This window comes from Micromonospora sp. WMMA1947, assembly GCF_027497355.1.
In the GTDB taxonomy this organism is placed as follows: Bacteria; Actinomycetota; Actinomycetes; order Mycobacteriales; family Micromonosporaceae; genus Micromonospora.
Genome location: NZ_CP114909.1, coordinates 6,107,540 through 6,130,876 on the forward strand (window position 1 = coordinate 6,107,540; position 23,337 = coordinate 6,130,876).

Consider the following 23,337-nt stretch of genomic DNA (forward strand, 5'->3'; position numbering starts at 1 on the left):
CCCGGATCGGCGGGCCCCGGATCGGCGGGCCCGGTTCAGCCCAGCCGGGCGGCGAGCGCGCGGCCCAGGTCCCGGCCGGAGCGCCAGGCGGTCTGCACGCGCGGGCGCCCGAACGCGTCGCCGGCCAGGCCGATCCCGTCGTCGTCCAGGTGGAACGCCGCCTCCCCGGCGTGCGCGGCCGGGGTCGCGTACGTCCAGCGGTGCACGTGGGCCGACACCGCCGGCTCGGGCAGTCCGAGCAGGTCGCGGACCGCCTGCTCGATCGCCGGACGGGCGGCGGTGGGCTGGAGCAGGTGCCCGGCGGCGAACCCGGCGGTGGTGTGCGCGACCAGCACGGGCGCGCCGTCGCCGCGCCGGTCGCCGTCGTCGCAGACCAGGCTGAGCACGGGGTGGTCGTTGACGAACGCGCCCCGGAAGTCCGGCCAGCGGCGGGCCGGGAAGTGCAGCACCGCGCTCAGCGCCGGCGACCAGCGCTGCGCGGCCACGGCCCGGGTGGCAGCGGCCAGTGCCGGGTCCAGCAGCAGCGCGGCCTGCGGGCCGGGCATGGCGAGCACGACCGCCTCGGCCTCGGTCCCGTCCACCCGAGGGCCGGGCTCGACCACCATCACGAGCCGGTCGTGCGTCACCGGCAGGTCTCCCGCCAGGTGCTCGACGAGCGAGCGCAGTCCGCGCGGGGCGGCCCAGCGCATCGGGCCGGCGACCTGCTCGCGCCCGCCCGGCCCGTACGCGACGAGCGTGTCGGTCCACTCCCGCGCCAGCCCGGCGGCCCGCCACCGGTCCACCACGGCGGCGAAGTCCGGGTCGTCGACTGTGAAGTACGCGGCACCCAGGTCGGCCGGGCGGCCGTCGAAGCGTTTGCTGGCCATCCGCCCGCCGGTGACCCGGGCCCGTTCGCGTATCCGTACCGGGACACCCGCCCGCGCCAGCTCGGTCGCGCACGCCACCCCGGCGATGCCCGCACCGACCACCACCACGCCCGCCCGCTCCGCCGTCATCACGTGATCGTAGGCGGCGGGCGGCATGAACCCGCCGGGCCGGGGGTAGTGGAACACCTGTTCGAGGAGAGGTGATCAGCATGGCCGACCGCAACAACACCAGCGCCAGGAACGTCAACCCGGACGCCGCCGTCAAGGACCCGGACGACTGGGTCACCGGTGACGAGCCGCCCACCGCCGCCCAGGAGTCGTACCTGCACACGCTGGCCCAGGAGGCGGGCGAGCCGGTGCCGGAGGGCCTGACCAAGGCCGAGGCGTCCCGGCGGATCGACGAGCTCCAGGCGGAGACCGGCCGGGGCCGCTGAGGTCAGCGCGGGGGCAGGCGGTGCAGTTCGACCCGGTCGAGCCGCCCCGCCGCCACCCGCGCGGTCAGGTAGGTGGCGTACGGCTGCGCCCGCCGGTCGGTGGGTGAGCCGGGGTTGAGCAGGCGCAGGCCGCCCGGGGCGACGCTGTCCCAGGGGATGTGCGAGTGCCCGAAGACGAGCAGGTCGCAGTCGCCGTACGCGGCGGCGCAGCGTTCCTCGCGGCGGGTCTTCGGGCCGGTCTCGTGCACCACGGCGACCCGCAGGCCGTCCAGGTCGACCCGGGCCACCTCGGGCAGCCGGGCGCGCAGCTCCGGCCCGTCGTTGTTGCCGTACACGGCGACCAGCCGGCGCGACCGCGCCTGCAGCGCGTCCAGCAGCGCCACGTCCACCCAGTCCCCGGCGTGCACCACCACGTCCGCGGCCTCCACCGCCGCCCACAGCGGCGCCGGAAGATCCCGAGCCCGCTTGGGCACGTGCGTGTCCGCCATGATCACGAGTTCCACCCCGCCATCCTCCCCCACCCCCGCACCCTCGGGGTCGATCATGAGGTTGGCGGCACTCAGGGAGATCGACTACGCCGCCAACTTCATGATCGACGCGGAGAGGCGGGGGCGGGGGCGGGGGTGGGGGCCTCGGCGGGGGCCTCGGTGGGGGCGGGCTTGGCTCGGGCGGCGGCGTCCGTTATGCGGCCGGCGGCGATGATCAGGCCGATGTGCGAGTACGCCTGCGGGAAGTTGCCCATCTGCTCGCCGGTGTCCTGGTCGATCTGCTCGGCGTACAGGCCGAGGTCGTTGGTGCGGGCGGCGAGGCGTTCGAACAGCCGCCGGGCCCGGTCCAGCTCCCCCGCCTCGGCCAGGCAGGCGGCCAGCCAGAACGAGCAGATCACGAACCCGGCCGGGTCGCCGTCCCAGCGCCGCAGCAGCCCGTCGCGGGACAGCCGCCGCTCCAGCACGTCCATCGTGGCGCGCATCCGCGGATCGCTCGCCGGCAGGAAGCCGACCAGCGGCATGACCAGCACCGAGGCGTCCAGGGCGTCGGAGCCGAACGCCCCGGTGTACGCGCCGGCCCGCTCGTTCCAGCCGTGGGTGAGCACCGCCTCCCGTACCTCGTCGCGCGCGGCGGCCCAGCGCGCCACGTCGGCGGGCTCGCCGATGCGGGAACCGAACCGGACCGCCCGGTCCAGCGCGGTCCAGCATTCCACCTTCGACGACACGTAGTGGCGCTCCGGGCCGCGCCCCTCCCACATCCCCGCGTCGGGCCGGTGCCAGCCGCGCTCGGCCTGGTCGGCGAGTGTCCGCAGCAGGTCGCGGACCTCCGGCGACATCGGGTCGAGGTAGTACCGCATCACCCAGGCGGCGTCGAGCACCTCGCCCAGCACGTCGTTCTGCCGCTGCCGCCAGGCGTCGTTGCCGACGAGCACCGGCCGGCTGTGCTCGTACCCGGCCAGGTGGTCGAGGTCGTGCTCGGTCAGGTCCCGCTCCCCCTCGACGCCGTACATGACCGGCACCGGCTCGTCGCCGATCCGGCCCATCGCCCGGGCCACCCAGGTGAACTGCCGGTCCGCCTCGTCCGGGCAGGCGGCCCGCCACAGCGCCTGGAGCGTGAGGCTGAAGTCGCGCAGCCAGACGTAGCGGTAGTCGTAGTTGCGGTCGCCGCCGAGGCGCTCCGGCACCGAGGTGGTGGCCGCCGCGACGACCGCGCCGCTGGGCGCGTACGTCATGCCCTGCACCGCGAGCGCGCTGCGCCGCACCTCGTCGCGGTACTCACCCTGGTAGTCGTGCAGCGCCGACCAGGACCGCCACGCGGCGACGGTCTCGGCCACCGCCTCGGCGGCGTCGGGCAGCGCCGGTGCGGCACCGGCGTACGTCGGGGCGTACCCGAGGGTGAAGCGGTGGGTGCTGCCGGCGCGGGCCGTGAACTCCCCGGTGGCCGCTCCCCCGGCGACGGTCAGCGGGACGTCGGCGCGCAGCTCCAGGCGGCAGGCGCCGGCGGTGGCGGCGATCACGCCGTCGCGCTCGGTCAGGTAGGCGCCGACCCGGCCGTACTCGAACCGCGGCGCGTACTCGACGCGCATCGGCACCTCGCCGGTGAGCCCTTCGACCAGCCGGGCGAGCACCCGCGGCGAGCGCATCCCGATCTCGTGACCACGCGCGCCGGGCTCCAGCGCCAGGGCGTCGGTGACGGCTACCGTGCCGGTCGCGGTGCGGAAGACGGTACGCAGCACCAGCGCGTCGTCCAGGTAGGAGCGGGTGCTGGTGGCCGCGCCCTCGGGGCGGATGCTCCAGTGCCCGGCGTCGGAGTCGAGCAGCCGCCCGAACACCGACGGCGCGTCGAACCGGGGCGGGCACCACCAGGTGACCGCGCCCTCGCGGTCGACCAGGGCGGCGCTGCGCCCGTCGGCGAGGAAGCCGTGGTCGCTGATCCGTCGGGTCGGCACGGATGTGGCTACCCGGCCCGGGGCATCGGCATGCCTCGCCACATCGGTCCGGGCCGGTGCGTTACCGCTGCCCGGCGACGGGAACGCGGCGGGTTGACGAAGGAGGATGCTCATGACCAGACCCTCGACTCCGACCGCGGCCTGGCAACCCGGAATGCCGGGCAGCGACAACCTCCCGTCCGGCCCGGGCGGTCGCCCGACGCCGCCGAACGGGGACGGCCACGGCCCGCAGGCCGGGGCGCCGACCGTCACGATCGGCTCGTACCCGGACTATCCGTCCGCCCAGCGCGTGGTGGACTATCTGGCCGACAACCGGTTCCCGGTGGAACGTACCTCGATCGTCGGTACGGACCTCACGCTCGTGGAGACCGTGATGGGACGGCTCACCACGGGCCGGGCGGCACTGCTCGGGGCCGGCACCGGCGCCTGGTTCGGCTTGTTCATCGGCTTGTTGTTCGGCATCTTCACGGCCGGCAACTGGCTGGCGGTGATCCTGGTCGGGCTGGTGATCGGCGCGATCTGGGGTGCGGTGTTCGGCGCTGTCGCGCACGCGATGAGCGGTGGGCAGCGTGACTTCACCTCGGCGAGTTCTCTGCGGGCCGCCCAGTACGCGGTGACGGTGGACGCGGAGCTGGCCGGTCAGGCCCAGCAGCTGCTCAGCCGGATGCACCTGACACCGACCGGCGCCACCGCCCGCTGACCGGCGGTACGCGACATCGAGGGAGGGCCCCGCCGGGGTCCTCCCTCACCGCGTCAGTGGTACGCCCGCTCCCCGGCCCGCAGCGGCACGTCCACCCGGTTCTCCGGTGGCGCCAGGGGGCAGGCCCACCTGTCGTCGTAGGCGCAGCTGGGGTTGTAGAGGTAGTTGGCGTCCAGGCGGACCCGGTCGCCGGGGAGCACGGTCAGGCCCCGGCCGAACGTGCCCTTGACCGTGTCGGTGAGGTACCGGCCCCCGCCGTACGAGCCGTCTCCGCAGGTGCCGTCGCGCAGCGGCAGGAACAGCCCGCCCCCGTACGCCTCGATCCACCACAGCGTCAGCGGTCCCCACGGCGTCGCGGCGACCGCCACCCGCCGGTACGCGACCACGCCGTCCGGGCCACCGGTGTCGATGCGCAGCTCACCGGAGGCCGGTCGCAGCGGCGCCTCCACCACCGCCGACGGGTCGGGCGGGTACCAGCGCAGGCCGGTGAAGCCGGGCCGGTCGGCGGGCGGCACCGGGCTGCTGGGGTGGGTGCGGAACAGCTCGTCGCGGGCGGCCCGGAACCCGGCCAGGTCGAGGTCGGACAGGTAGAGCCGGGCCACCCGCTCCCGCCAGTCGAGCAGGTCGAGATCGTCCATCCCCCGACCCTAGCCGGGTCACCCGTTCAGATTTTGAGGAGGCAGCCCGCCATCGCCGATTCGCGCACGGCAGGGCCTCTTGTTTAAATTTTAAATAGTGCTACTCTCGGAGCCATGACGGAGAGCCTGGACGCCGAGCGGATGGCCTGCTGGCGCGCGTACATCGAGTCGAGCCAGCGGCTGTTCACCCGGCTCGAGGACGACCTGCGCGCCGACAGCGACCTGAGCTTCGCCGACTACCACGTGCTGGTCCTGCTCTCCGAGGCACCCGGCCACCGGCTGCGCATGGGTGAGCTGGCCGACCGGCTGGTGTTCTCGCCGAGCCGGCTGACCTACCAGATCACCACGATGCGCAAGCGCGGCCTGGTGGCGAAGGAGGCCTGTCCGGCGGACCGGCGCGGCAGCGAGGCCGTGCTCACCGCCGCCGGCCTGCTCGCCCTGCGCGAGGCCGCGCCGCACCACCTGCGCTCCGTGCGCGCCCACCTGATCGACGACCTCGATGACGCCGAGGTCGCCTGCCTCACCCGGGTCTTCGAGCGGCTCGGCCGGCGCCTGCGCGCCGACCGCACCGCGTCGTCCACCCCGGCCGACAAGTAAGGAGCCCCGCGATGCCCGCGATCACCGTCGACGACGTCCTCGTCCTGCCCCGCCTGCCGCAGCTCGGCGAGGCCACCGAATACCGCTCGGTCCGCCGGGTCACCACCGCCCCCAGCGGGTACGAGGGCGAGGGCTTCCCGGTCCGCCGGGCCTTCGCCGGCGTGCCGATGACCGAGCTGGACCCGTTCATCCACCTCGACCAGATGGGCGAGGTCGACTACGCGCCGGGTGAGCCGAAGGGCACCTCCTGGCACCCGCACCGCGGCTTCGAGACGGTGACCTACATGATCGACGGGATCATGGACCACCAGGACTCGACCGGTGGCGGCGGCACCATCACCGACGGCGACACCCAGTGGATGACGGCCGGCAGCGGCCTGCTCCACATCGAGGCGCCGCCGGAGCACCTGGTGATGAGCGGCGGGCTGTTCCACGGCCTGCAGCTCTGGGTCAACCTGCCGAGCATCGCCAAGATGAGCGCGCCCCGCTACCAGGACATCCGCGGCCGGGAGTCGGCGCTGCTCACCACGCCCGACGGCGGCGGCCTGATCCGGGTCATCGCCGGTGAGGTCGCCGGGCACCAGGGTCCGGGCTCGACGCACACGCCGATCACCATCGCGCACGTCACGTTGCAGCCCGGCGCCGAGCTGAGCCTGCCGTGGCGGTCGGACTTCAACGCGCTGGTGTACGTGCTGGCCGGGCGCGGCACTGTCGGCACCGACCGGCGGCCGATCCACCTGGGCCAGCTCGCCGTGCACGGGCCCGGTGAGGCGCTGCGGATCACCGCCGACCGGACGCAGGACTCCAACGCCCCGGCGCTGGAGCTGTACCTGATGGGCGGCCAGCCGATCCGCGAGCCGGTGGCGCACTACGGCCCGTTCGTGATGAACACCCGCGCCGAGCTGATCCAGGCGGTCGAGGACTTCCAGGCCGGCCGGCTCGGAGTGATCCCGACCGGGCGGGTGCCGCACAGCGATGGTCAGGGCGACCGGCCCTGACCTGCTACGGGCGCCCCGGTTCGCCGGGGCGCCCGGGCGCGCGGTCTCAGGAGACGGCGAAGATCCCGGCCACCCCGAGGATCACCATCAACAGGACCGCCACCAGCGCACCCCGCTCCCCCTCCACCGCCTGGTCGCGGTCGTCGGTCACGGTGTTCGTCGTCTCGGCGGGCATGTCGGTGCCTCCTCGGTTTCGCGGTCCAGGGGTCCGGCGCACCCCTGACGCGCGCACCGACGCCGACCTGCTGCTCGACGTGCGGGGCCCTGCCGGGGGTCCTACCGTGTGAGGACGTCGTCGACCTCGGGGGGTGGAACGTGACTCTGCGGGACTGGTTCCTCACCGCACAGGAACGCGCCAACCCGGGCTCTGAATTACCCGTCTGGGCCGAGGGAAACCTCGCCGAGCCGCTGATTCACGGTGCCGCGTACTTCGACCGCCTGGTCAGCGAGGTGGAGTCGCTCACGGCGGGCGACCATCTGTTCTTCACCGACTGGCGGGGCGACCCGGACGAGCGGATGCGCCCGGACGGCCCCACCGTGGCGCAGTTGTTCGCGCAGGCCGCCCAGCGCGGGGTGATCGTCAAGGGCCTGATCTGGCGCTCCCACCTCGACACGCTCTCCTACAGCGAGGCGGAGAACCGCGACCTCAGCGAGGCGATCCGCGCGGCCGGCGGCGAGGTGCTGCTCGACCAGCGGGTCCGGCGCGGCGGCTCGCACCACCAGAAGCTGGTGGTGCTGCGCCGTCCGGGCGACCCGAGCCGGGACATCGCCTTCGCCGGCGGCATCGACCTGTGCCACAGCCGCCGCGACGACGCCGGCCACGCCGGCGACCCGCAGCCGGTCGGCATGTCCCCCCGGTACGGCCCCACGCCGCCCTGGCACGACGTGCAGCTCGCGGTGCGGGGGCCGGTGGTCGGCGCGCTCGACACCACGTTCCGGGAGCGGTGGACCGACCCGATGCCGCTGGACTCGGAGAACCCGATGGCCTACCTGCGGGACCGGCTGCGCGGCTCGGACCTGCGCCCCGACCCGCTGCCCGAGCAGCCCGCCGACCCGCCGCCGTGCGGGCCGCACCACGTGCAGGTGCTGCGCACCTACCCGGCGGTGCGGCCCCGCTACTCCTTCGCCCCGGACGGCGAGCGCACCGTGGCGCGCGGCTACACCAAGGCGGTACGCCGGGCCCGGCGCCTGATCTACCTGGAGGACCAGTACCTCTGGTCGACCGAGGTGGCGGAACTGTTCGCGCAGGCGCTGCACGAGCACCCGGACCTGCACCTGGTGGCGGTCGTGCCCCGGCATCCGGACGTGGACGGCCGGCTCGCGCTGCCGCCGAACATGGTGGGCCGGGAGCAGGCGCTGTCGTTGTGCCACCGGGCCGCTCCGGACCGGGTGCACGTGTTCGACGTGGAGAACCACGACGGCACACCCGTCTACGTACACGCCAAGGTGTGCGTGGTCGACGACGTCTGGGCCAGCGTGGGCAGCGACAACTTCAACCGCCGGTCCTGGACGCACGACAGCGAGCTGTCCTGCGCGGTGCTCGACGACACGCGCGACGAGCGGGCGCCGGCCGATCCGGCCGGGCTGGGCGACGGTGCCCGGGTGTTCGCCCGCGACCTGCGGCTGCGGCTGTGGCGCGAGCACCTGGACCGCGATCCCGGCGGCGCGCAGGACGACGACCTGCTGGACCCGGCGGACGCGGTGGCGGCGATCACCGCGGCGGCGGAGGAACTGGACCGCTGGCACGCCGGAGGCCGGGCCGGTCCCCGTCCGCCGGGCCGGTTGCGCCCGCACCGCCCGGAGCGGTTGCCCTGGCGTACGCGGCTCTGGGCGCTGCCCGCGTACCGGCTGGTCTACGACCCGGACGGCAGGCCGCTGCGGGCCCGGCGCGCCGGCACCTGGTGAAGGTCGGCCGGCTCGTCCGGCACGTTCGGGCGGGCCGGGTACGCGAACGACACGCGCGGCGAGTAGAAGCCCCAGCACACGTGCAGCGGGTTGGCCGGACGCAGCGCGTGGACCGGGTGCTCCCGGGCGGGGAACTCCACCGACTCGACCTCGAACGGTGACACCGGCTCGGCCACGTACGGGTAGTCGGTGACGATCAGCTCGCCGTCGCTGCCTGTGAGGTAACGGTGATGGCCCATGTGCGCCTCGGTGCCGGTGTGCCCGACCCGGGCGGTGACCCGGATCAGCAGCGTGCCGTCGGCGGCCCGGGTCTCGGCGGTGAGCTGATCGCCCCGCAGGTCGAGGCGGGTCTCCCCGGCGACGGCCGGTGCGCCCCGCGCGCTCGCGTATTGCCGGACCCGCTCGCTGGAGGAGATGTAGTGCGTCCACCAGCCGCCCGGGGTCTCGCCGTCGGGCGGATCCATGTCCGCCAGCGAGACACCCAGGTAGGTGAGCGAGTACGCGCCGAAGCCGGAGGTCTGCGTCTCGTCGTCGACCACGTACTGGTTGACGAACACCTGCCGCTGCGGGTGCGGCCGCAGCCCCGCGGGCAGGAGCGTCTCGACCGCGCCGGGATCCGCCGGGAGCCAGCTGAACAGCAGCGTCCGGGCGTTGATGACGAGTTGCGGCGCGGCGGGATCCAGCACGGTGCCTCCGTTGACGTGTCGTTACGGACGGTACGGGCGGTCCCGTCGGCGGGACAACGACAGAAAGGCGACACTCCGGTCGCCTGTCGGATTCCACGTTGACCGGTCGGGGTACGACCGGGGCCGACCGGTCACCGCCGCGCGCCACCCCGCCGAGCGCGTTATCCACCGGCTCACGCCTTTTGTAGCTGCTTACACCTTAAGTACATCGTACTTTCGGCTAGATTTCCGCAGCACGATCGGGCTATGGTGGCTTCCGAACGTACTACCGAAACCTAAACCAAAGCGTCACGTCTTTTTTCTTCCGTGGACGAGGTGCAGGGAGGACCACCCATGAGCGCTCCCACGATCAGCGCCCCGGCGACCGCGCCGGCCGGCTCCGCGAAGCTCGACCCCCGCTCGCTCACCGACAGCGCCGCCGACCTGCTCGACGCGATGGCCGCGCTGCCCGCCGACCACCCGTCGCGGCCCGCGCTGCGCGACCGCGCCATCGAGGCGTGGCTGCCGCTGGCGAACCACCTGGCCCACCGCTACAGCGGCCGAGGCGAGCCCAACGACGACCTGGCGCAGACCGCGGCGATCGGCCTGATCAAGGCGATCGACAAGTTCGACCCGTCGCGCGGCGTCGACTTCGCCGGCTACGCCATCCCCACCATCATCGGCGAGCTGAAGCGCCACTTCCGCGACCGCACCTGGGACATCCGGGTCCCGCGCCGCCTCCAGGAACTGCGCCTGGCGATCTCCGACGCCAACAGCACGCTGCTCCAGACGCTCGGCCGTTCGCCGACGGTCGCCGACATCGCCACCCACCTCAAGCTCACCGAGGAAGAGGTGCTGGAGGGCCTGGAGGGCGCCCGCGCCTACAACGCGGTGTCGCTGTCCACCCCGACCGGCGACGGCGAGCGGGCCACCGAGCTGGGCGACATGCTCGGCGGCGAGGACGGCGAGTTCGAGCTGGCCGAGATGCGTGTCGCCCTCGGCCCGGCGCTCGCCACGCTCGACCAGCGCGAGCAGAAGATCCTCACGCTGCGCTTCTACGGCAACCTGACCCAGTCGCAGATCGCCGAGCAGATCGGCGTCTCGCAGATGCACGTGTCCCGGCTGCTGGCCCGGGCCCTGACCAAGCTGCGCGGTCAGCTCGACGGAACGTACTAGCAAGGGGCGGCGGCCGGGTCGGCGGACCCGGCGCGACGCCACCCGGCCCGGTCGGCGGTGCGCCGGCCGGGCCGTTCCGCGTCCGGGGGCAGCGCGAACCGGCCGGCGGCACGGTGCGAGAGTGGGTCGGTGCTCGCCGACCTCCCGCTCGACCTGCCGGTCCGCCCGGTCCTGCCGGCGCTCGTCGACGCGCTGCGCGAGCGCGGCGCCGCCGTCCTGGTGGCGCCGCCGGGCACCGGCAAGACCACCACCGCGCCGCTCGCGGTCGCCGACGCGGTCACCGGCCGCGTGGTGATCGCCCAGCCCCGGCGGGTGGCCGCCCGCGCCGCCGCACACCGGATGGCCACCCTGCTCGGCGAGCGGGTCGGCGACCGGATCGGGTACGCGGTTCGCGGCGAGCGCCGGGTCGGCCCGCGTACCCGCGTCGAGGTGGTCACCACCGGTCTGCTGGTCCGCCGTCTGCACCACGACCCGGAGCTGCCCGGCGTGGACGCGGTAGTGCTCGACGAGTGCCACGAGCGGCACCTCGACGCCGACCTGGCGCTGGCGTTCAGCGTCGAGGCCCGCGCGACGCTGCGCCCGGACCTGTGGCTGCTGGCGATGTCGGCCACCCCGCGGACGGACCGGTTCGCCGCGCTGCTCGGCGCCGGCGACCCCGCCCCCGTGGTACGCGCCGAGGCCGCGCTGCATCCGGTCGAGCGGGTGTGGGCGCCGCCGCCGCGCCCGGTGACGCCGCCCGGCGCGGGCCGGGTCGACCCGGCGCTGCTCGACCACGTGGCCGCCACGGTCCGCCGGGCGCTGCGCGAACGCGACGGTGACGTGCTGGTCTTCCTGCCCGGCGCGGGCGAGATCGGCGCCGTCGCGCGCCGCCTGGCCGACCTGCGCGAGGTCGCGGTACTGCCCCTGCACGGCCGGCTGCCCGGGCCCGCCCAGGACGCGGCGCTCACCCCGGCCGCCGGACGGCGCGTGGTGCTCGCGACGGCGGTGGCGGAGAGCAGCCTGACCGTCCCCGGGGTCCGGGTGGTGGTGGACGCCGGACTGAGCCGGGTGCCCCGCACCGACCTGGCCCGAGGGCTGGGCGCGCTGGTCACGGTGCCGGTGTCGCGGGCCGGGGCCACCCAGCGGGCCGGCCGGGCCGGGCGGGAGGCGCCCGGCGCGGTCTACCGCTGCTGGTCGGAGGCGGCACACGAACGGCTCGCCCCGCAGCCCGAACCGGAGATCGCCACCGCCGACCTGACCGGGTTCGCGCTGGAGCTGGCGGCCTGGGGCACGCCGGACGGCACCGGGCTGGCGCTGCCCGACCCACCGCCACCGGCCGCGCTCACGGTGGCGCGGGAGACGCTGACCACGCTCGGCGCGGTGGACCACGACGGCCGGATCACCGCGCGGGGGCGGGCGGTAGCGGCGGCGGGCACACATCCCCGGCTGGCGCGGGCGCTGCTGGACGGCGCACCCCGGGTCGGTGCCGACCGGGCCGCCCAGGTGGTGGCGATCCTCGGCGAGGACACGCTGGGCGGGACCGGGGACGACCTGCCCGCCCGCTGGCGGCGGCTGCGCGACGGCACCGACCCGGCCGCCACCGCGCGCTGGCGCACCGAGGTACGCCGCCTGCGCGCCGCCCTGCCCGCCGACGGCGCCGAGCGGGAGCGCCTGCCCGACGATCTGGCCGCGGGGCTGCTCGCCGGGCTCGCGTACCCGGAACGGCTGGCCCGGGCGCGGCGGCCGGGCGCGTCCGCGTACCTGATGGCCGGCGGCACCGCGGCGGAGCTGGCGCCCGGGTCGGGGCTGGCCGGGTCGGCGTGGCTGGCCGTCGCGGTGGCCGACCGCTCCCCCGGCGCGCCTGCCGCCCGGGTGCGGCTGGCCGCGCCGATCGACGAGGCGACCGCCCGGGAGGCCGGGGCCGCGCTGCTGGACACCGGGCGGGAGGTGGCCTGGTCCGGCGGGGACGTGGTGGCCCGCGAGGTGGTCCGACTCGGCGCTGTCGAGCTGGTCGACCGGCCGCTGACCGCGCCGGAACCGGAGCTGGTCGCGGCGGCGCTGCTGGACGGGCTGCGGCAGGAAGGGACGGGACTGCTGCGGTGGACGCCCGAGGCGACCGCGCTGCGCCACCGGCTGGCGTTCTGCCGCCAGGCGCTCGGTGACGACTGGCCGGACGTTTCCGACGTGGCCCTGCTCGCCGAAGCGCCGGCCTGGCTCGGCCCGGAGCTGGCCCGCGCCCGGCGCCGGGCCGACCTGCACCGGGTGGACGTGACGGCGGCGCTGCGGCGGCTGCTGGACTGGCGGCAGGCGGCGCGGCTGGACGAGCTGGCCCCGGAGCGGGTCGAGGTGCCCAGCGGCTCGCGGATCCGGGTGGACTACGCCGACCCGGCCGCCCCGGTGCTGGCGGTCAAGCTGCAGGAGACGTTCGGCTGGCGGGACGTGCCGCGCATCGCCGGCGGGCGGGTGCCGGTGCTGCTGCACCTGCTCTCCCCCGCGGGACGGCCGGTGGCGGTCACCGCGGACCTGGCGTCGTTCTGGCGCACCGGCTATCCGCAGGTGCGCTCGGAGTTGCGCGGACGCTACCCGCGCCATCCCTGGCCGGAGGACCCGACCACGGCCGAGCCGACCCGGAGGGCTGCGCCGCGCCGGCGGTGAGGGCTACTCCTCGACGACGTCGGCGATCACGACGGTGATGTTGTCCGGGCCGCCGGCGCGCAACGCCAGGTCGATCAGCCGGGCCGCGCAGGCGTCGCGTTCCGGCTGCTCGCTGAGCACCTCGGTGAGCGTGTCGGCGCGGACCACGTTGGAGAGGCCGTCGCTGCACAGCAGCCAGCGGTCGCCGGCCCGGGGCACCATCGTGGCGTACGACGGCGACACCTCGTCGCCCTGCAACGCCTGGGTCACCACCGCCCGCCGGGGGTGGCTGCTGGCCTGCTCGGCGGTGATGACGCCCTGGTCGACGAGCATCTGCACGAACGTGTCGTCGCGGGTGACCTGCTTGAGCACGCCCTCGCGGTAGAGGTAGGCCCGGGAGTCGCCGACGTGCGCCAGCGCGAGGCAGCTGCCGGTGCGGGCGAACAGCAGCGCGGTGAGCGTGGTGCCCATGCCCTGGCGTTCCGGGTCCTCCTCGACGGCCCGGCGGATCTGCGCGGTGGCCACTTCGATCCCGCCCTGGAGCGCGGCGACGAGCGCGTGTTCCGGCGTCTCCACGTCCAGCGGGGCGATCGCGTCGATGGCGATGCGGCTGGCCAGGTCGCCGGCCGCCATGCCGCCCATGCCGTCGGCGACCGCGACCAGCCAGGCACCCGCGTGCTGCGCGTCCTGGTTACCGCTGCGGATCAGCCCACGGTCGCTCGCTCCGACGGAACGAAGCTTCAGGGTCATGGGTCGCAGCCTGCCAGGTCGAGGGCTCGGATGTCTCTAGGAGATCACTGACATCGTACGTGGCGCGCCGAACCGCACCGCGCGAGGGCGCGCGTGCCCCATCGGGCCGGATCGATTGACAGCGGCGGAACGCGGTGGAAACATCGGGCTGATATTGGGAGCGCTCCCAGTTCCCGGTCTCCCCCACCACCCCCGAGCACGGAAGGAACCTCCGTGACCCGATCCCGTCGTCGGCTCGCCGCACTCGCGGCCACCACGCTGGCGCTCACCGGCCTCACCGCCGGCCCGGCGAGCGCCGAGGTGCCGCCGGACGCCCCCGAACAACTTCGAAACGGCGACTTCAGCGCCGGCGTCTCCCCCTGGTTCTCCTACGGCACCGGCGACCTCGCGGTCGTCGACGGCCGCCTCTGCACCTCCGTCGCGGCGGGCACCGCCAACCCGTGGGACGCCGGCATCGGCCAGGACGCGGTGCCGCTGACCCAGGGCGCCGAGTACGAACTGTCCTTCGACGTCTCCGCGACCCCCGGCGCCCCCCTCAAGGCGGTGCTCCAGCTCGGCAGCGCCCCCTACACCACGTACGCCAGCGTCGACGCCACAGCCACCGGCACCGCGCAGCGCGTCACCACCACGTTCACCTCACCGGCCGACAACCCCACCGCCCAGCTGATCTTCCAGATCGGCGGCAGCGCCCAGGCGCAGACGTTCTGCCTGGACAACGTGTCGCTGCGCGGCGGGGAGCCGGCACCTCCGTACGAGCCGGACACCGGTCCCCGGGTCCGGGTCAACCAGGTCGGCTACCTGCCCGGCGGGCCGAAGCACGCCACCGTGGTCACCGAGGCCACCGACGCGCTGCCGTGGCAGCTGAAGGCGGCCGGCGGCACCGTGGTGGCCAGCGGCGAGACCACGCCGCGCGGCACCGACGCCGCCTCGGCGCAGAACGTGCAGACGGTCGACTTCTCCGCGTACCGCACGCCGGGCACCGGCTACACGCTGACCGTGGACGGCGAGACCAGCCACCCGTTCGACATCTCCGGCGCGCTCTACGACCGGCTGCGCTCCGACTCGCTGCAGTTCTTCTACGCCCAGCGCAGCGGCATCGAGATCGACGGCGACCTGATCGGCGAGGAGTACGCCCGCCCGGCCGGCCACCTCGGCGTCGCGCCCAACCAGGGTGACACCGACGTGCCGTGCAAGGCCGGCGTCTGCGACTACTCGCTGGACGTACGCGGCGGCTGGTACGACGCGGGCGACCACGGCAAGTACGTCGTCAACGGCGGCATCGCCACCTACCAGCTCCTGAGCACGTTCGAGCGGACCAAGACCGCCGAGACCGCCGACGGCGGCGCCGCCCTGGGCGACTCCACGCTGCGGCTGCCCGAGCGCGGCAACGACGTGCCGGACGTGCTCGACGAGGCGCGCTGGGAGCTGGAGTTCCTGCTGCGTATGCAGGTGCCCGCGGGCAAGCCGCTGGCCGGGATGGTCCACCACAAGATCCACGACCGGAACTGGACCGGCCTGCCGCTGCAGCCCGAGGACGACCCGGAGCCGCGTGAGCTGCACGCGCCGTCCACCGCCGCCACGCTGAACCTGGCCGCCGTCGCCGCGCAGTGCCAGCGGCTGTACGCCCCGTACGACGCCGCGTTCGCCGCGCGCTGCGGCACCGCCGCGAAGACCGCGTACGCGGCGGCCAAGGCGAACCCGGCGATCTATGCCCCGGCCAGCGACAGCACCGGCGGCGGCGCGTACGACGACACCAACGTCAGCGACGAGTTCTACTGGGCCGCGGCCGAGCTGTGGCTGACCACCGGCGACAAGGCGTACCTGGCCGACGTCACCGGCTCGCCGCTGCACACCGCCGACGTGTTCGCCCCGAACGGCGCGTTCGGCTGGCAGAGCGTCGCCGCGCTGGGCCGCATGGACCTGGCCACCGTGCCGAACACGCTGCCGGCCGCGGAGAAGACCCGCATCCGCGAGTCGATCACCGCCGCCGCCGACAGCTACCTGGCCACGATCGCCGGCCAGGCGTACGGGCTGCCGTTCCCGGGCAGCGCCGACGCGTACGTCTGGGGCAGCAACAGCAACCTGGTGAACAACGCGATCGTGCTGGCCACCGCGTTCGACCTGAGCCGGGACGCGAAGTACCGGGACGGCGCGGTGCAGGCCGCCGACTACCTGTTCGGCCGCAACGCGCTGAACATGTCGTACGTGACCGGGTGGGGCGAGCAGCACGCCCGCAACCAGCACAGCCGGATCTTCGGCCACCAGCTGAACCCGGACCTGCCGCGCCCGCCGGCCGGTTCGCTCGCCGGTGGTCCGAACGCCGCCCTGCAGGACCCGTTCGCGGCGAGCCTGCTCGCCGGGTGCGCGCCGATGTTCTGCTTCGTCGACGACATCAACTCGTACGCGACGAACGAGGTGGCGATCAACTGGAACTCGGCGCTGGCCTGGCTCGCGTCGTTCCTGGCCGACCAGGGTGACGCGGGCGCGGTCCCGGCGCCGTCCTGTGCGGTCACCTACACCACGCACGGGAGCTGGCCGTCCGGCTTCACCACCCAGGTGACGGTGCGCAACACCGGCACCACGGCGGTGAACGGGTGGAGCCTGCGCTGGGCGTTCCTCGGCGACCAGAAGGTGGACCACGCGTGGTCGGCGCAGCTCGGCCAGAGCGGCGCCACCGTCACCGCGAAGAACATGTCCTGGAACGCGAAGCTGGCGCCGGGCGCGTCCACCACGTTCGGCTTCAACGGCACCGCCTCCCGGTTCCCCAACCCGGATCCGGGGCTGGTCACCCTGAACGGCAAGGCCTGCACGGTCTCCTGACCGAGCTGACCGGGCGCCATCGCAGGACCGGGTACGGTCCTGCGATGGCGTACCTGTTCCTGCTCGGCGCGATCACCGCCGAGGTGATCGGCACCAGTCTGCTCAAGGCCACCGACGGCTTCACCCGCCTCTGGCCGACGCTCGGCCTCGCCGTGGCGTACCTGTCCGCGTTCGGGCTGCTCTCGCTGGCCGTGAAGGACATCCCGGTCGGTGTCGCGTACGCGGTCTGGTCCGGCCTCGGCACCGCCGCCATCATGGCAATCGGCGCGGCGTTCCTCGGTGAGCCGCTGAGCGTGACGAAGGTGGTCGGGGCGGGACTGGTCATCGCCGGGGTGGTGGTGCTCAACCTCGGCGGCGCGCACTGAGCACGGCCCGGCTCAGGCCGGCAGCCCCGCCGCGCGCAGCAGCCGGAGCTGCCCGATCTCGGCCACGTTCTTCATCAGCTCGGCGTTCACCCACGCGGCCAGGTCCGCGACGGTGAACCCCGCGTCGGAGGGCCAGGGGTACGCGGACGGCCGGTCCAGGTCGTCAGCGGTCAGCGCGTCCAGCGCGCCCGCCCACTCCGTCCGCAGCTCCCGCAGCCAGGCGAGCGTGTCGTCCCCCGGCCCGGGCCAGCGGATATCGTCGCGTTCCCGCGCCGGCCGCTGCCGCACGTGGTCGGCGGCGACCGACCACCACCAGCCGATGTGCCAGGTGAGCCAGGCGATCGTGGGCACCGGCACCGGATCCGGCTCGGTGTCGGCCCAGTCCGGGCTCCACCCGCCCGCCGGGTCCCGGCGCATCGTCCAGCAGAGTGCGGCCGGCTCCCAGAGGAAGTCCGCCGGCTCCAGCCGGTCGAGGTGGTACTCGGCAAGCGCCCAGGTCAGGTCGAACTGCCGGCGCAGCAGGGCGGTCACGGAGGCGGGCACCGCGCGATCGTGGCACGGCAGACGCCCCCGGTCGACCGGTTAAGCGCCCTTCCCGAAGCGGCGTGTCGCCCCGGAACAGAAGAGTTGTCCCTCCAGCGTTATGCCCCTGAGTCATACTTATGACTGAGAGGCATAACGTTCAGAAGCTTGTCCTTCCCGAGGGCTGCCGGCCGCGCTCACCCGGCTTGCCGAAAACCCGGTGGACTCGTACAGGCACGTGCGCGACCGTGACCTTCGTGGGCGGCGACGCGGAACGTCGGGTGTGGGCGGCAATGCCGCCCGGCAGCCGCGATGCGTTGGCTGCGCTCCCGGCGGCGGACCTGCGAACGCTGCTTCTCGGCGTCGCCCGGGACCGCGCCGGGGCCGTCCGTCCGGCGCAGGTGCTGCGGCGCTGGAATGAGGACCGCTTCGTCCGGCCGTCCGCTGCCGACCCGCGTGTGCTGTCCCGCTTGGAGGGTCGGATCTGGGCGCTGTTGCCGCCGGATGCGGCAGGGGTGGAGTTGTCGCCGGTGGCGCCACTCGGCACCTGCGCCGCCGTCGCACCGGTCAGCCAGCACCGGATCGTCTCCACGATGCGCGGCACGGAGGTGGTCAGCGACCCGACGAACGCCTTGGCGGTGGAGGCAGCGGCGCGCCGCAGCCAGGCCGACGAGGTGCACCTGGCCGCGATGCACCGGGTGCTGCGGGCACAGGACTTCGGTCCTGACGCGTCCACCCACTTCCGGCTCTGCGCGCTGGTCTCCACCACACGGGACACCGGTTCGGGGCGCACCGAGGCCCGACTGCTTCTGCGGCATCTCACCTTCTGGCGCACCGTGCTGACCGAGCTGGCTCCGGCGGCCGCACCGCGGTTGCACGTCACGGCCCTGGACCCGATCGTCGGCGAACGGCTCCACGACACCGTCCGGCCCGCGTTCGGCGACAGCCTTGTTCCCCTGCACGACGAGCCGGAGCGAAAACGCGGTCGCGGCTACTACCGGGGCGCCGCGCTGCGCGTCTCGCTGCACGACGACAAGCGGGATGTCGGTGACGGCGGCTTCACCGACTGGACCGCCCGACTGCTCGGCGACGCCAAGGAGCGCTGCCTGATCTCCTGCCTGGCGACCGAACGCCTCGCCGACTTGACACCTTGGTCCGACGGACGCTGAACGGCGCGCTCACCGGAGCGCGGGGATTGATCCGCGGGGTGAGCGGCATCGCTTTGTCCAGGGCACCGCGACAGCCGACCCGCGCCTAGCGTCGACCTCATGGCCCCGGCCGGACCCCGCTGATGGGCCGGCCGGGCGCTCTACCTGGCCCGGAACGTGGGACTGGCTCGTACGCGACGGACGGGGTGGCGATCAACCGGAACGTGGCACTGCCCCGATGCCCGGTCGACGGTCAACCGCTCAGTCGGGTAGGCGTGCGGGGACGGGGCGGCGCATCGCGATCCGCTCGGCCGGGTCGAGGCCCAGCGCCGCCTCGGCGGCCAGCAGCTCGATCAGGCCGGGCGTCAACTCCGCGCCGCTCAGCTCGCGGAATCCGCACCGCACGTAGTAGGGCCCGTTCCACGGCACCGAGCGGAACGTGGTCAGCGTCAACGCCGGCAACCCCTGCGACGACGCCCACACCGCCACCCGGTCGAGCAGACGCCGCCCGATGCCACGGCGGGCGTACGCCGGATCGACGCTGAGCTGCTGCACGTGCGCCGCGCCGTCGACCAGATCGGCGAGCACGAACGCGATCGGCCGGTCGGCCGGGTCGGTCGCCACCCACAGCCGGCCGGCGCGCTGCCCGGCGGCCAGCGCCTCCACCGGCAGCGGCGGCATGTCGGCCACCAGGGTCATGCCGATCTCCCGGAACGGGGTGCCGGAAGCCACCTCGATCCGCTGCACCTCGGTCAGTTCCTCGGCCCTGGCGATCCTGCTGCGCTCCACGGCGCCGACCCTGGCAGAGCGGGGACTGGCAGGCGAGCGGATTTCCCGCACCGCGCTCGCTCCGGATGTTTCGGCGGTGACCGGCGGCGGCGACGCCCGGCGGGCTCGCGGTGTGACAGGCGTCGCCCCCCGCGGGGCTCCGGGCCAGCCGGAACAGTCCTAGCGTCGACCCCATGGCCCCCGCCGGACCCCGCTGATGGGACGCGTCTCGCCGCTCCCGCCGCCCGGGCCGCTACGCACCCTCGCGTACGCCACGCTGGTCAACACGGTCGGCGCGGGCCTGTGGCTGGCGGGCGGGGCGCTCTACCTGACCCGGGACGTGGGCCTCTCCGCCACCTCGGTGGGCGCCGGGCTCACCGTCGCCGGGCTGGTCGGGCTGAGCGCGAGCGTGCCGCTGGGCGCGCTGGCCGACAGGTGGGATCCGCGTACGCTCCGGGCCGTCCTCCAGGTGGGCCAGGCGGTCGCCGCGCTCGCGTACCTGCTGGTCGGCTCGTTCCCGGCGTTCCTGGCGGTGGCGGTGCCGGAGGCGCTGCTCGCGGCCGGCAACCTGGCGGTACGGGCGGCGCTCGTCGCGGCGGTGGGCGGCCCGGACGGCCGGGTGCACGCCTTCGCCACGCTGCGCGCGGTGGCGAACCTGGGCATCACCGTCGGTACCGCGCTGGCCGGAATCGCGCTCGCGGTGGACACGCACCAGGCGTACCAGGTGCTCGTGGTCGGCAACGCGGCCACCTACCTGCTCTCGGCGGCACTGCTGCTGCGCCTGCCGCCGCAGCCGGCCGCCGACGCGCGCCGGGCCACGGCGGCGAGGCCGGCACCCGACGCGGAGACGACGCCCGGAACGATGACGACCGGCGGCGGCACCCGACGCGGACCGGGCGCGCGGCGGCGCGGCGGACCGCTGCGGGACGGACGGTTCCTCGCGGTGAGCGGCGCGTCGGCGGTGCTGAGCACGCACGTGACGGTGCTCGTGCTCGTCGTGCCGCTGTGGACGGTGGACCGCGCCGGCGCGCCGCCGCCCGTGGTGTCGGCGGTGCTGCTCGCCAACACGGTCCTCACCGTGCTGCTCGCGGTCCGGCTGAGCCGGGGCGCGGAGCGGGCCGCGCCGGCCGCCCGGAAGCTGCGCCGGGCCGGGCTGGTGCTCGCCGCGGCGACACCCCTGTACGCCGTGACCGGCGTCCTGCCGGTGCTCCCGGCGGTCGTCCTGCTGCTCGTGGCCACGGCGGTGTGGACGGTGGGCGACCTGTGGCACGGCGCGGCCGGCGCGGGCCTCGCCTACGACCTGGCCCCACCCGGGGCGATCGGGGCCTACCAGGGCGCCGACGGCCTGCTCGCCGGGCTGGCCCAGGCGCTCGGCCGGGGCCTGCTCACGCTGCTGGTGCTCGGCGGCGGTCCGGCCGGCTGGCTGGTCCTCGGCGGGGTCTTCGCCTCCGCCGGGCTGGCCGCCCCGGCGCTGGCCCGCCGGGCGATCGCCAACCGGCCGGCGCCGGAGGCCCGGCCCGCCGGGGTGCCCGGGTGAGCGGCGTGTAGCAGCATGGCGGCATGACCGACCAGCAGAGCATCACGATCCGCCCGGGTGGGCCCGGCGACGCCCCGACGCTGCTCCGGCTTCTCGACAGCGCCACCGCCTGGCTGGCCGAACTCGGGCGTACCGACCAGTGGGGCACCGAGCCGGCGTCGATCGACCCGCGCCGCATCGCCCAGGCCGACGCGTGGGCGGCCGGGAACGGCCTGTACCTCGCGGAGATCGACGCGACGGTGGTGGGCGCGCTGGTGCTGGGCGCGGCGACCGAGTACGTGCCGCCGGCCACCGAACCGGAGCTGTACGTGAACCTGCTGGTCACCGACCGGGCGTACGCGGGGTACGGGATCGGGGCGCGGTTGCTGGCGTACGCGGCGGAACTGGCCCGCGACCGCGGCGTCGGCCTGCTGCGGGTCGACTGCTTCCGCAGCCCGGACCGGGCGCTCGTGCGGTTCTACGAGCGCTGCGGGTTCACCGCCACCGAGCCGTTCACGGTGGAGCGGCCGGGCCGCCCGACGTGGACCGGGCAGGTGCTGGAGCGCCGGGTCGGCTGAGTCAGCCGATCTCCTCGTCCACGAAGCACCAGCGCCACGACTCCCCCGGCTGCACCGACCGCATCACCGGGTGCCCGGTGGACTCGAAGTGCTTCGTGGCGTGCTGGTACGGCGACGAGTCGCAGCAGCCCACGTGCCCGCAGGTCAGGCAGGCGCGCAGGTGCACCCAGTCCGGGTTGCCGATCGCCACGCAGTCCGGGCACTCGGTCGTGGTGCCGGGCTCGGCGGTGCCCGCCTCGGCCAGGTGCTGGCAGCTCATTCGACGACCTCCTGTCGCAGCATGGACTCCTCCAGATCCAGATCACGGTAGGCGCGGGTGAGCACCTCCTCCGGGATCTGGCCGGAGTCGCGGGCGGCCCGGAACACCTCCCGCTCCGCGTCGATCATCTCCTGCCGCAGGCGCGCGTACGCCTGGGAGGGGGTTTCCCGTTCGGTGCCGCCCAGTCGCTCCCAGGCCAGGTTGGCGCGGGAGGTGGTCAGCCCGCGCAGGCGTTCCACCACCGCCTCCGGCGCGCCCTCGGCCAGCTCGTCGAGGCGTTCCCGGGCGGCCCGGCTGGCCCGCTGCTGCACCCCGGCGGCGGACAGCGCGTCCTGCACCGGGTCGTCCGGCGGCAGCCGCAGCCGCCGCGCCAGCCAGGGCAGCGTGGCGCCCTGCCCGACAAGCGTCGCGACGATCACCGCGAAGGCCAGCCAGATGAGCAGCGCACGCGGGTACGGCGCGTCGTCGGCGAGGGTGAGCGGCAGGCCCAGCGCGGCAGCGAGCGTCACCACGCCCCGCATGCCGGCCCAGCCGATGACGACGGGGAACTGCACCGGCGGCACCGGGTCGCGCCGGCGGATCCGGGGCACGAGGCGGGCCAGGTAGGTGGCCGGGAACACCCAGACGAACCGGGACAGGAAGACGGCGGCCAGCACCCCGGCGGTGATCGCGGCCAGCGAGCCGATCGGCTCGTCGAGGTCGCGGACCACCTCCGGCAGTTGCAGGCCGACCAGCAGGAACACCAGTCCTTCGAGGAGGAACCGGATCAGCCGCCAGAACGCGGTCACCTGCAGCCGGGAGGCCGCCGACAGCAACAACGGCAACTTGTGCCCGATACCGAGGCCGGTCACCACCACAGCGACCACGCCGGAGGCGTGGATCTCCTCGGCGGCGAAGACCACGGCGAACGGCACGATCAACGACAGCGCGTTGTCCAGCACCGGGTCGGTGATGCGCTTGTGCAGGTAGCCGAAGACCACCACGCCCAGCAGACCGACCAGGATGCCGCCGCCGGCCGCGACGACCACCTCCCGGGCCACCGCGCCGACGCCGACGCCACCGGTGGTGGCGGTCGCGGCGACGATCGCCACCCGCAGCAGCACCAGCGCGGTGGCGTCGTTGACCAGGCTCTCGCCCTCCAGGATGGTGACGACCCGCCGGGGCAGGCCGACCCGCCGGGCCACCGCGGTGGCGGCGACCGCGTCCGGCGGCGCCACCACCGCGCCGAGCGCCAGGCAGATCGCGTACGGCAGTCCGGGCAGGAACCAGTGCACGACGGTGCCCACCACGAACGCGGTGAAGATGACCAGCCCGACGGCGAGCAGCAGGATCGGCCGCAGGTTGAGCCGGAACGCCGGCACCGACGTCTCCAACGCCGCCACGTAGAGCAGCGGCGGCAGGATGCCCACCAGCACGAGGTCCGGGTCCAGCCGCACGTGCGGGAAGAACGGCAGGAAGGACAACGCGAGGCCGAGCACCACCAGCAGGATCGGCGCCAGCAGGCCGAGCCGGCGGGCCAGCGCCGCACCGAAGGTCGCGATGGCCAGGAAGACCACGACCTCGAACAGAGCATCCACGAACG

General features: G+C 74.6%; 23 protein-coding genes. 12 read left to right on the plus strand and 11 right to left on the minus strand.

What is annotated here, in order from left to right:
- Nucleotides 1-35 precede the first annotated feature (35 nt).
- Nucleotides 36-974 (minus strand): FAD-dependent oxidoreductase, encoded by a 939-nt coding sequence (locus O7604_RS28655; protein WP_281580016.1) that lies wholly within the window; start codon nucleotides 972-974, stop codon nucleotides 36-38.
- Between the two features lie 101 nt (nucleotides 975-1,075).
- Here O7604_RS28655 and O7604_RS28660 point away from each other — a divergent pair, with 101 nt between their 5' ends.
- Nucleotides 1,076-1,300, plus strand: coding sequence for a DUF3072 domain-containing protein (locus O7604_RS28660; protein WP_281578371.1), 225 nt, complete (start codon nucleotides 1,076-1,078; stop codon nucleotides 1,298-1,300).
- A 2-nt stretch (nucleotides 1,301-1,302) separates the two neighbouring features.
- On the opposite strand, the gene O7604_RS28665 is transcribed toward O7604_RS28660, so the two are convergent.
- Both O7604_RS28665 and O7604_RS28670 read right to left on the minus strand, forming a co-directional pair.
- On the minus strand, nucleotides 1,303-1,803 hold the full coding sequence (locus O7604_RS28665; protein ID WP_281578372.1) for a YfcE family phosphodiesterase: 501 nt from the start codon (nucleotides 1,801-1,803) through the stop codon (nucleotides 1,303-1,305).
- A gap of 83 nt (nucleotides 1,804-1,886) precedes the next feature.
- Complete coding sequence (locus O7604_RS28670; RefSeq protein WP_281578373.1) at nucleotides 1,887-3,737, minus strand: glycoside hydrolase family 15 protein; 1,851 nt, start codon at nucleotides 3,735-3,737, stop codon at nucleotides 1,887-1,889.
- Between the two features lie 112 nt (nucleotides 3,738-3,849).
- Between O7604_RS28670 and O7604_RS28675 the strand changes: the two genes are divergently transcribed.
- The gene (locus O7604_RS28675; RefSeq protein ID WP_269700612.1) at nucleotides 3,850-4,437 is read left to right on the plus strand and encodes a general stress protein; all 588 of its coding nucleotides are present in this window, start codon (nucleotides 3,850-3,852) and stop codon (nucleotides 4,435-4,437) included.
- A 53-nt stretch (nucleotides 4,438-4,490) separates the two neighbouring features.
- Here the strand turns inward: O7604_RS28675 and O7604_RS28680 are convergent, their stop codons facing one another.
- Complete coding sequence (locus O7604_RS28680; RefSeq protein WP_281578374.1) at nucleotides 4,491-5,075, minus strand: DUF1684 domain-containing protein; 585 nt, start codon at nucleotides 5,073-5,075, stop codon at nucleotides 4,491-4,493.
- 114 nt (nucleotides 5,076-5,189) lie between these two features.
- Between O7604_RS28680 and O7604_RS28685 the strand changes: the two genes are divergently transcribed.
- Together O7604_RS28685 and O7604_RS28690 are read left to right on the plus strand one after the other, a co-directional pair.
- Nucleotides 5,190-5,672, plus strand: coding sequence for a MarR family transcriptional regulator (locus O7604_RS28685; RefSeq protein ID WP_269700614.1), 483 nt, complete (start codon nucleotides 5,190-5,192; stop codon nucleotides 5,670-5,672).
- Nucleotides 5,673-5,683: 11 nt separating this feature from the next.
- Entirely contained in the window at nucleotides 5,684-6,670 is a 987-nt protein-coding gene (locus tag O7604_RS28690) for a pirin family protein (protein ID WP_269700615.1), read from the plus strand.
- 46 nt (nucleotides 6,671-6,716) lie between these two features.
- On the opposite strand, the gene O7604_RS28695 is transcribed toward O7604_RS28690, so the two are convergent.
- Entirely contained in the window at nucleotides 6,717-6,845 is a 129-nt protein-coding gene (locus O7604_RS28695; RefSeq protein WP_255292629.1) for a hypothetical protein, read from the minus strand.
- 140 nt (nucleotides 6,846-6,985) lie between these two features.
- On the opposite strand from O7604_RS28695, the gene O7604_RS28700 reads away from it, so the two are divergent.
- Entirely contained in the window at nucleotides 6,986-8,575 is a 1,590-nt protein-coding gene (locus tag O7604_RS28700) for a phospholipase D-like domain-containing protein (protein ID WP_281578375.1), read from the plus strand.
- Here O7604_RS28700 and O7604_RS28705 read toward each other — a convergent pair.
- On the minus strand, nucleotides 8,524-9,261 hold the full coding sequence (locus O7604_RS28705; RefSeq protein WP_281578376.1) for a hypothetical protein: 738 nt from the start codon (nucleotides 9,259-9,261) through the stop codon (nucleotides 8,524-8,526). The two genes, O7604_RS28700 and O7604_RS28705, sit on opposite strands and share 52 nt — an antisense overlap.
- Nucleotides 9,262-9,594: 333 nt before the next feature.
- On the opposite strand from O7604_RS28705, the gene O7604_RS28710 reads away from it, so the two are divergent.
- Together O7604_RS28710 and hrpB are read left to right on the plus strand one after the other, a co-directional pair.
- A complete protein-coding gene (locus O7604_RS28710; RefSeq protein ID WP_269700621.1) occupies nucleotides 9,595-10,416 on the plus strand; it encodes a SigB/SigF/SigG family RNA polymerase sigma factor in 822 nt (273 codons plus the stop codon).
- A 129-nt stretch (nucleotides 10,417-10,545) separates the two neighbouring features.
- Nucleotides 10,546-13,050, plus strand: coding sequence for an ATP-dependent helicase HrpB (gene hrpB / locus O7604_RS28715; protein WP_281578377.1), 2,505 nt, complete (start codon nucleotides 10,546-10,548; stop codon nucleotides 13,048-13,050).
- A 3-nt stretch (nucleotides 13,051-13,053) separates the two neighbouring features.
- On the opposite strand, the gene O7604_RS28720 is transcribed toward hrpB, so the two are convergent.
- Nucleotides 13,054-13,779, minus strand: coding sequence for a protein phosphatase 2C domain-containing protein (locus O7604_RS28720; protein WP_269700625.1), 726 nt, complete (start codon nucleotides 13,777-13,779; stop codon nucleotides 13,054-13,056).
- A 213-nt stretch (nucleotides 13,780-13,992) separates the two neighbouring features.
- On the opposite strand from O7604_RS28720, the gene O7604_RS28725 reads away from it, so the two are divergent.
- Together O7604_RS28725 and O7604_RS28730 are read left to right on the plus strand one after the other, a co-directional pair.
- A complete protein-coding gene (locus tag O7604_RS28725; RefSeq protein ID WP_281578378.1) occupies nucleotides 13,993-16,599 on the plus strand; it encodes a glycoside hydrolase family 9 protein in 2,607 nt (868 codons plus the stop codon).
- 44 nt (nucleotides 16,600-16,643) lie between these two features.
- Nucleotides 16,644-16,964 (plus strand): multidrug efflux SMR transporter, encoded by a 321-nt coding sequence (locus O7604_RS28730; RefSeq protein WP_120570628.1) that lies wholly within the window; start codon nucleotides 16,644-16,646, stop codon nucleotides 16,962-16,964.
- Nucleotides 16,965-16,976: 12 nt separating this feature from the next.
- Here the strand turns inward: O7604_RS28730 and O7604_RS28735 are convergent, their stop codons facing one another.
- Nucleotides 16,977-17,507, minus strand: coding sequence for a DinB family protein (locus O7604_RS28735; protein ID WP_281578379.1), 531 nt, complete (start codon nucleotides 17,505-17,507; stop codon nucleotides 16,977-16,979).
- A gap of 227 nt (nucleotides 17,508-17,734) precedes the next feature.
- Here O7604_RS28735 and O7604_RS28740 point away from each other — a divergent pair, with 227 nt between their 5' ends.
- Nucleotides 17,735-18,655, plus strand: coding sequence for a hypothetical protein (locus O7604_RS28740; protein ID WP_269700631.1), 921 nt, complete (start codon nucleotides 17,735-17,737; stop codon nucleotides 18,653-18,655).
- 240 nt (nucleotides 18,656-18,895) lie between these two features.
- Here the strand turns inward: O7604_RS28740 and O7604_RS28745 are convergent, their stop codons facing one another.
- Nucleotides 18,896-19,423 (minus strand): GNAT family N-acetyltransferase, encoded by a 528-nt coding sequence (locus tag O7604_RS28745; protein WP_231915570.1) that lies wholly within the window; start codon nucleotides 19,421-19,423, stop codon nucleotides 18,896-18,898.
- 196 nt (nucleotides 19,424-19,619) lie between these two features.
- Here O7604_RS28745 and O7604_RS28750 point away from each other — a divergent pair, with 196 nt between their 5' ends.
- Nucleotides 19,620-20,939 carry an MFS transporter gene (locus O7604_RS28750; protein ID WP_281578380.1) on the plus strand — a complete coding sequence of 440 codons (1,320 nt, stop codon included), beginning with the start codon at nucleotides 19,620-19,622 and terminating at the stop codon, nucleotides 20,937-20,939.
- Between the two features lie 23 nt (nucleotides 20,940-20,962).
- Nucleotides 20,963-21,496: a GNAT family N-acetyltransferase gene (locus O7604_RS28755; RefSeq protein WP_269700633.1), complete on the plus strand. Its 534-nt coding sequence runs from the start codon at nucleotides 20,963-20,965 to the stop codon at nucleotides 21,494-21,496.
- Nucleotide 21,497: 1 nt separating this feature from the next.
- Here O7604_RS28755 and O7604_RS28760 read toward each other — a convergent pair whose 3' ends face one another.
- On the minus strand, nucleotides 21,498-21,755 hold the full coding sequence (locus O7604_RS28760) for a UBP-type zinc finger domain-containing protein (protein ID WP_210894907.1): 258 nt from the start codon (nucleotides 21,753-21,755) through the stop codon (nucleotides 21,498-21,500).
- The gene (locus tag O7604_RS28765; protein WP_269700634.1) at nucleotides 21,752-23,332 is read right to left on the minus strand and encodes a Na+/H+ antiporter; all 1,581 of its coding nucleotides are present in this window, start codon (nucleotides 23,330-23,332) and stop codon (nucleotides 21,752-21,754) included. The genes O7604_RS28760 and O7604_RS28765 overlap by 4 nt, the downstream gene beginning before the upstream one ends.
- Nucleotides 23,333-23,337 lie beyond the last annotated feature (5 nt).

What these genes read in the sequence shown, in the direction of transcription:
- O7604_RS28660 (WP_281578371.1), top strand. Translation starts at nt 1,076, where the DNA reads ATGGCCGACCGCAACAACACCAGCGCCAGGAACGTCAACCCGGACGCC.
- O7604_RS28675 (WP_269700612.1), top strand. Translation starts at nt 3,850, where the DNA reads ATGACCAGACCCTCGACTCCGACCGCGGCCTGGCAACCCGGAATGCCG.
- O7604_RS28680 (WP_281578374.1), bottom strand. Translation starts at nt 5,075, where the DNA reads ATGGACGATCTCGACCTGCTCGACTGGCGGGAGCGGGTGGCCCGGCTC.
- O7604_RS28685 (WP_269700614.1), top strand. Translation starts at nt 5,190, where the DNA reads ATGACGGAGAGCCTGGACGCCGAGCGGATGGCCTGCTGGCGCGCGTAC.
- O7604_RS28690 (WP_269700615.1), top strand. Translation starts at nt 5,684, where the DNA reads ATGCCCGCGATCACCGTCGACGACGTCCTCGTCCTGCCCCGCCTGCCG.
- O7604_RS28695 (WP_255292629.1), bottom strand. Translation starts at nt 6,845, where the DNA reads ATGCCCGCCGAGACGACGAACACCGTGACCGACGACCGCGACCAGGCG.
- O7604_RS28710 (WP_269700621.1), top strand. Translation starts at nt 9,595, where the DNA reads ATGAGCGCTCCCACGATCAGCGCCCCGGCGACCGCGCCGGCCGGCTCC.
- O7604_RS28720 (WP_269700625.1), bottom strand. Translation starts at nt 13,779, where the DNA reads ATGACCCTGAAGCTTCGTTCCGTCGGAGCGAGCGACCGTGGGCTGATC.
- O7604_RS28730 (WP_120570628.1), top strand. Translation starts at nt 16,644, where the DNA reads ATGGCGTACCTGTTCCTGCTCGGCGCGATCACCGCCGAGGTGATCGGC.
- O7604_RS28750 (WP_281578380.1), top strand. Translation starts at nt 19,620, where the DNA reads ATGGGACGCGTCTCGCCGCTCCCGCCGCCCGGGCCGCTACGCACCCTC.
- O7604_RS28755 (WP_269700633.1), top strand. Translation starts at nt 20,963, where the DNA reads ATGACCGACCAGCAGAGCATCACGATCCGCCCGGGTGGGCCCGGCGAC.
- O7604_RS28760 (WP_210894907.1), bottom strand. Translation starts at nt 21,755, where the DNA reads ATGAGCTGCCAGCACCTGGCCGAGGCGGGCACCGCCGAGCCCGGCACC.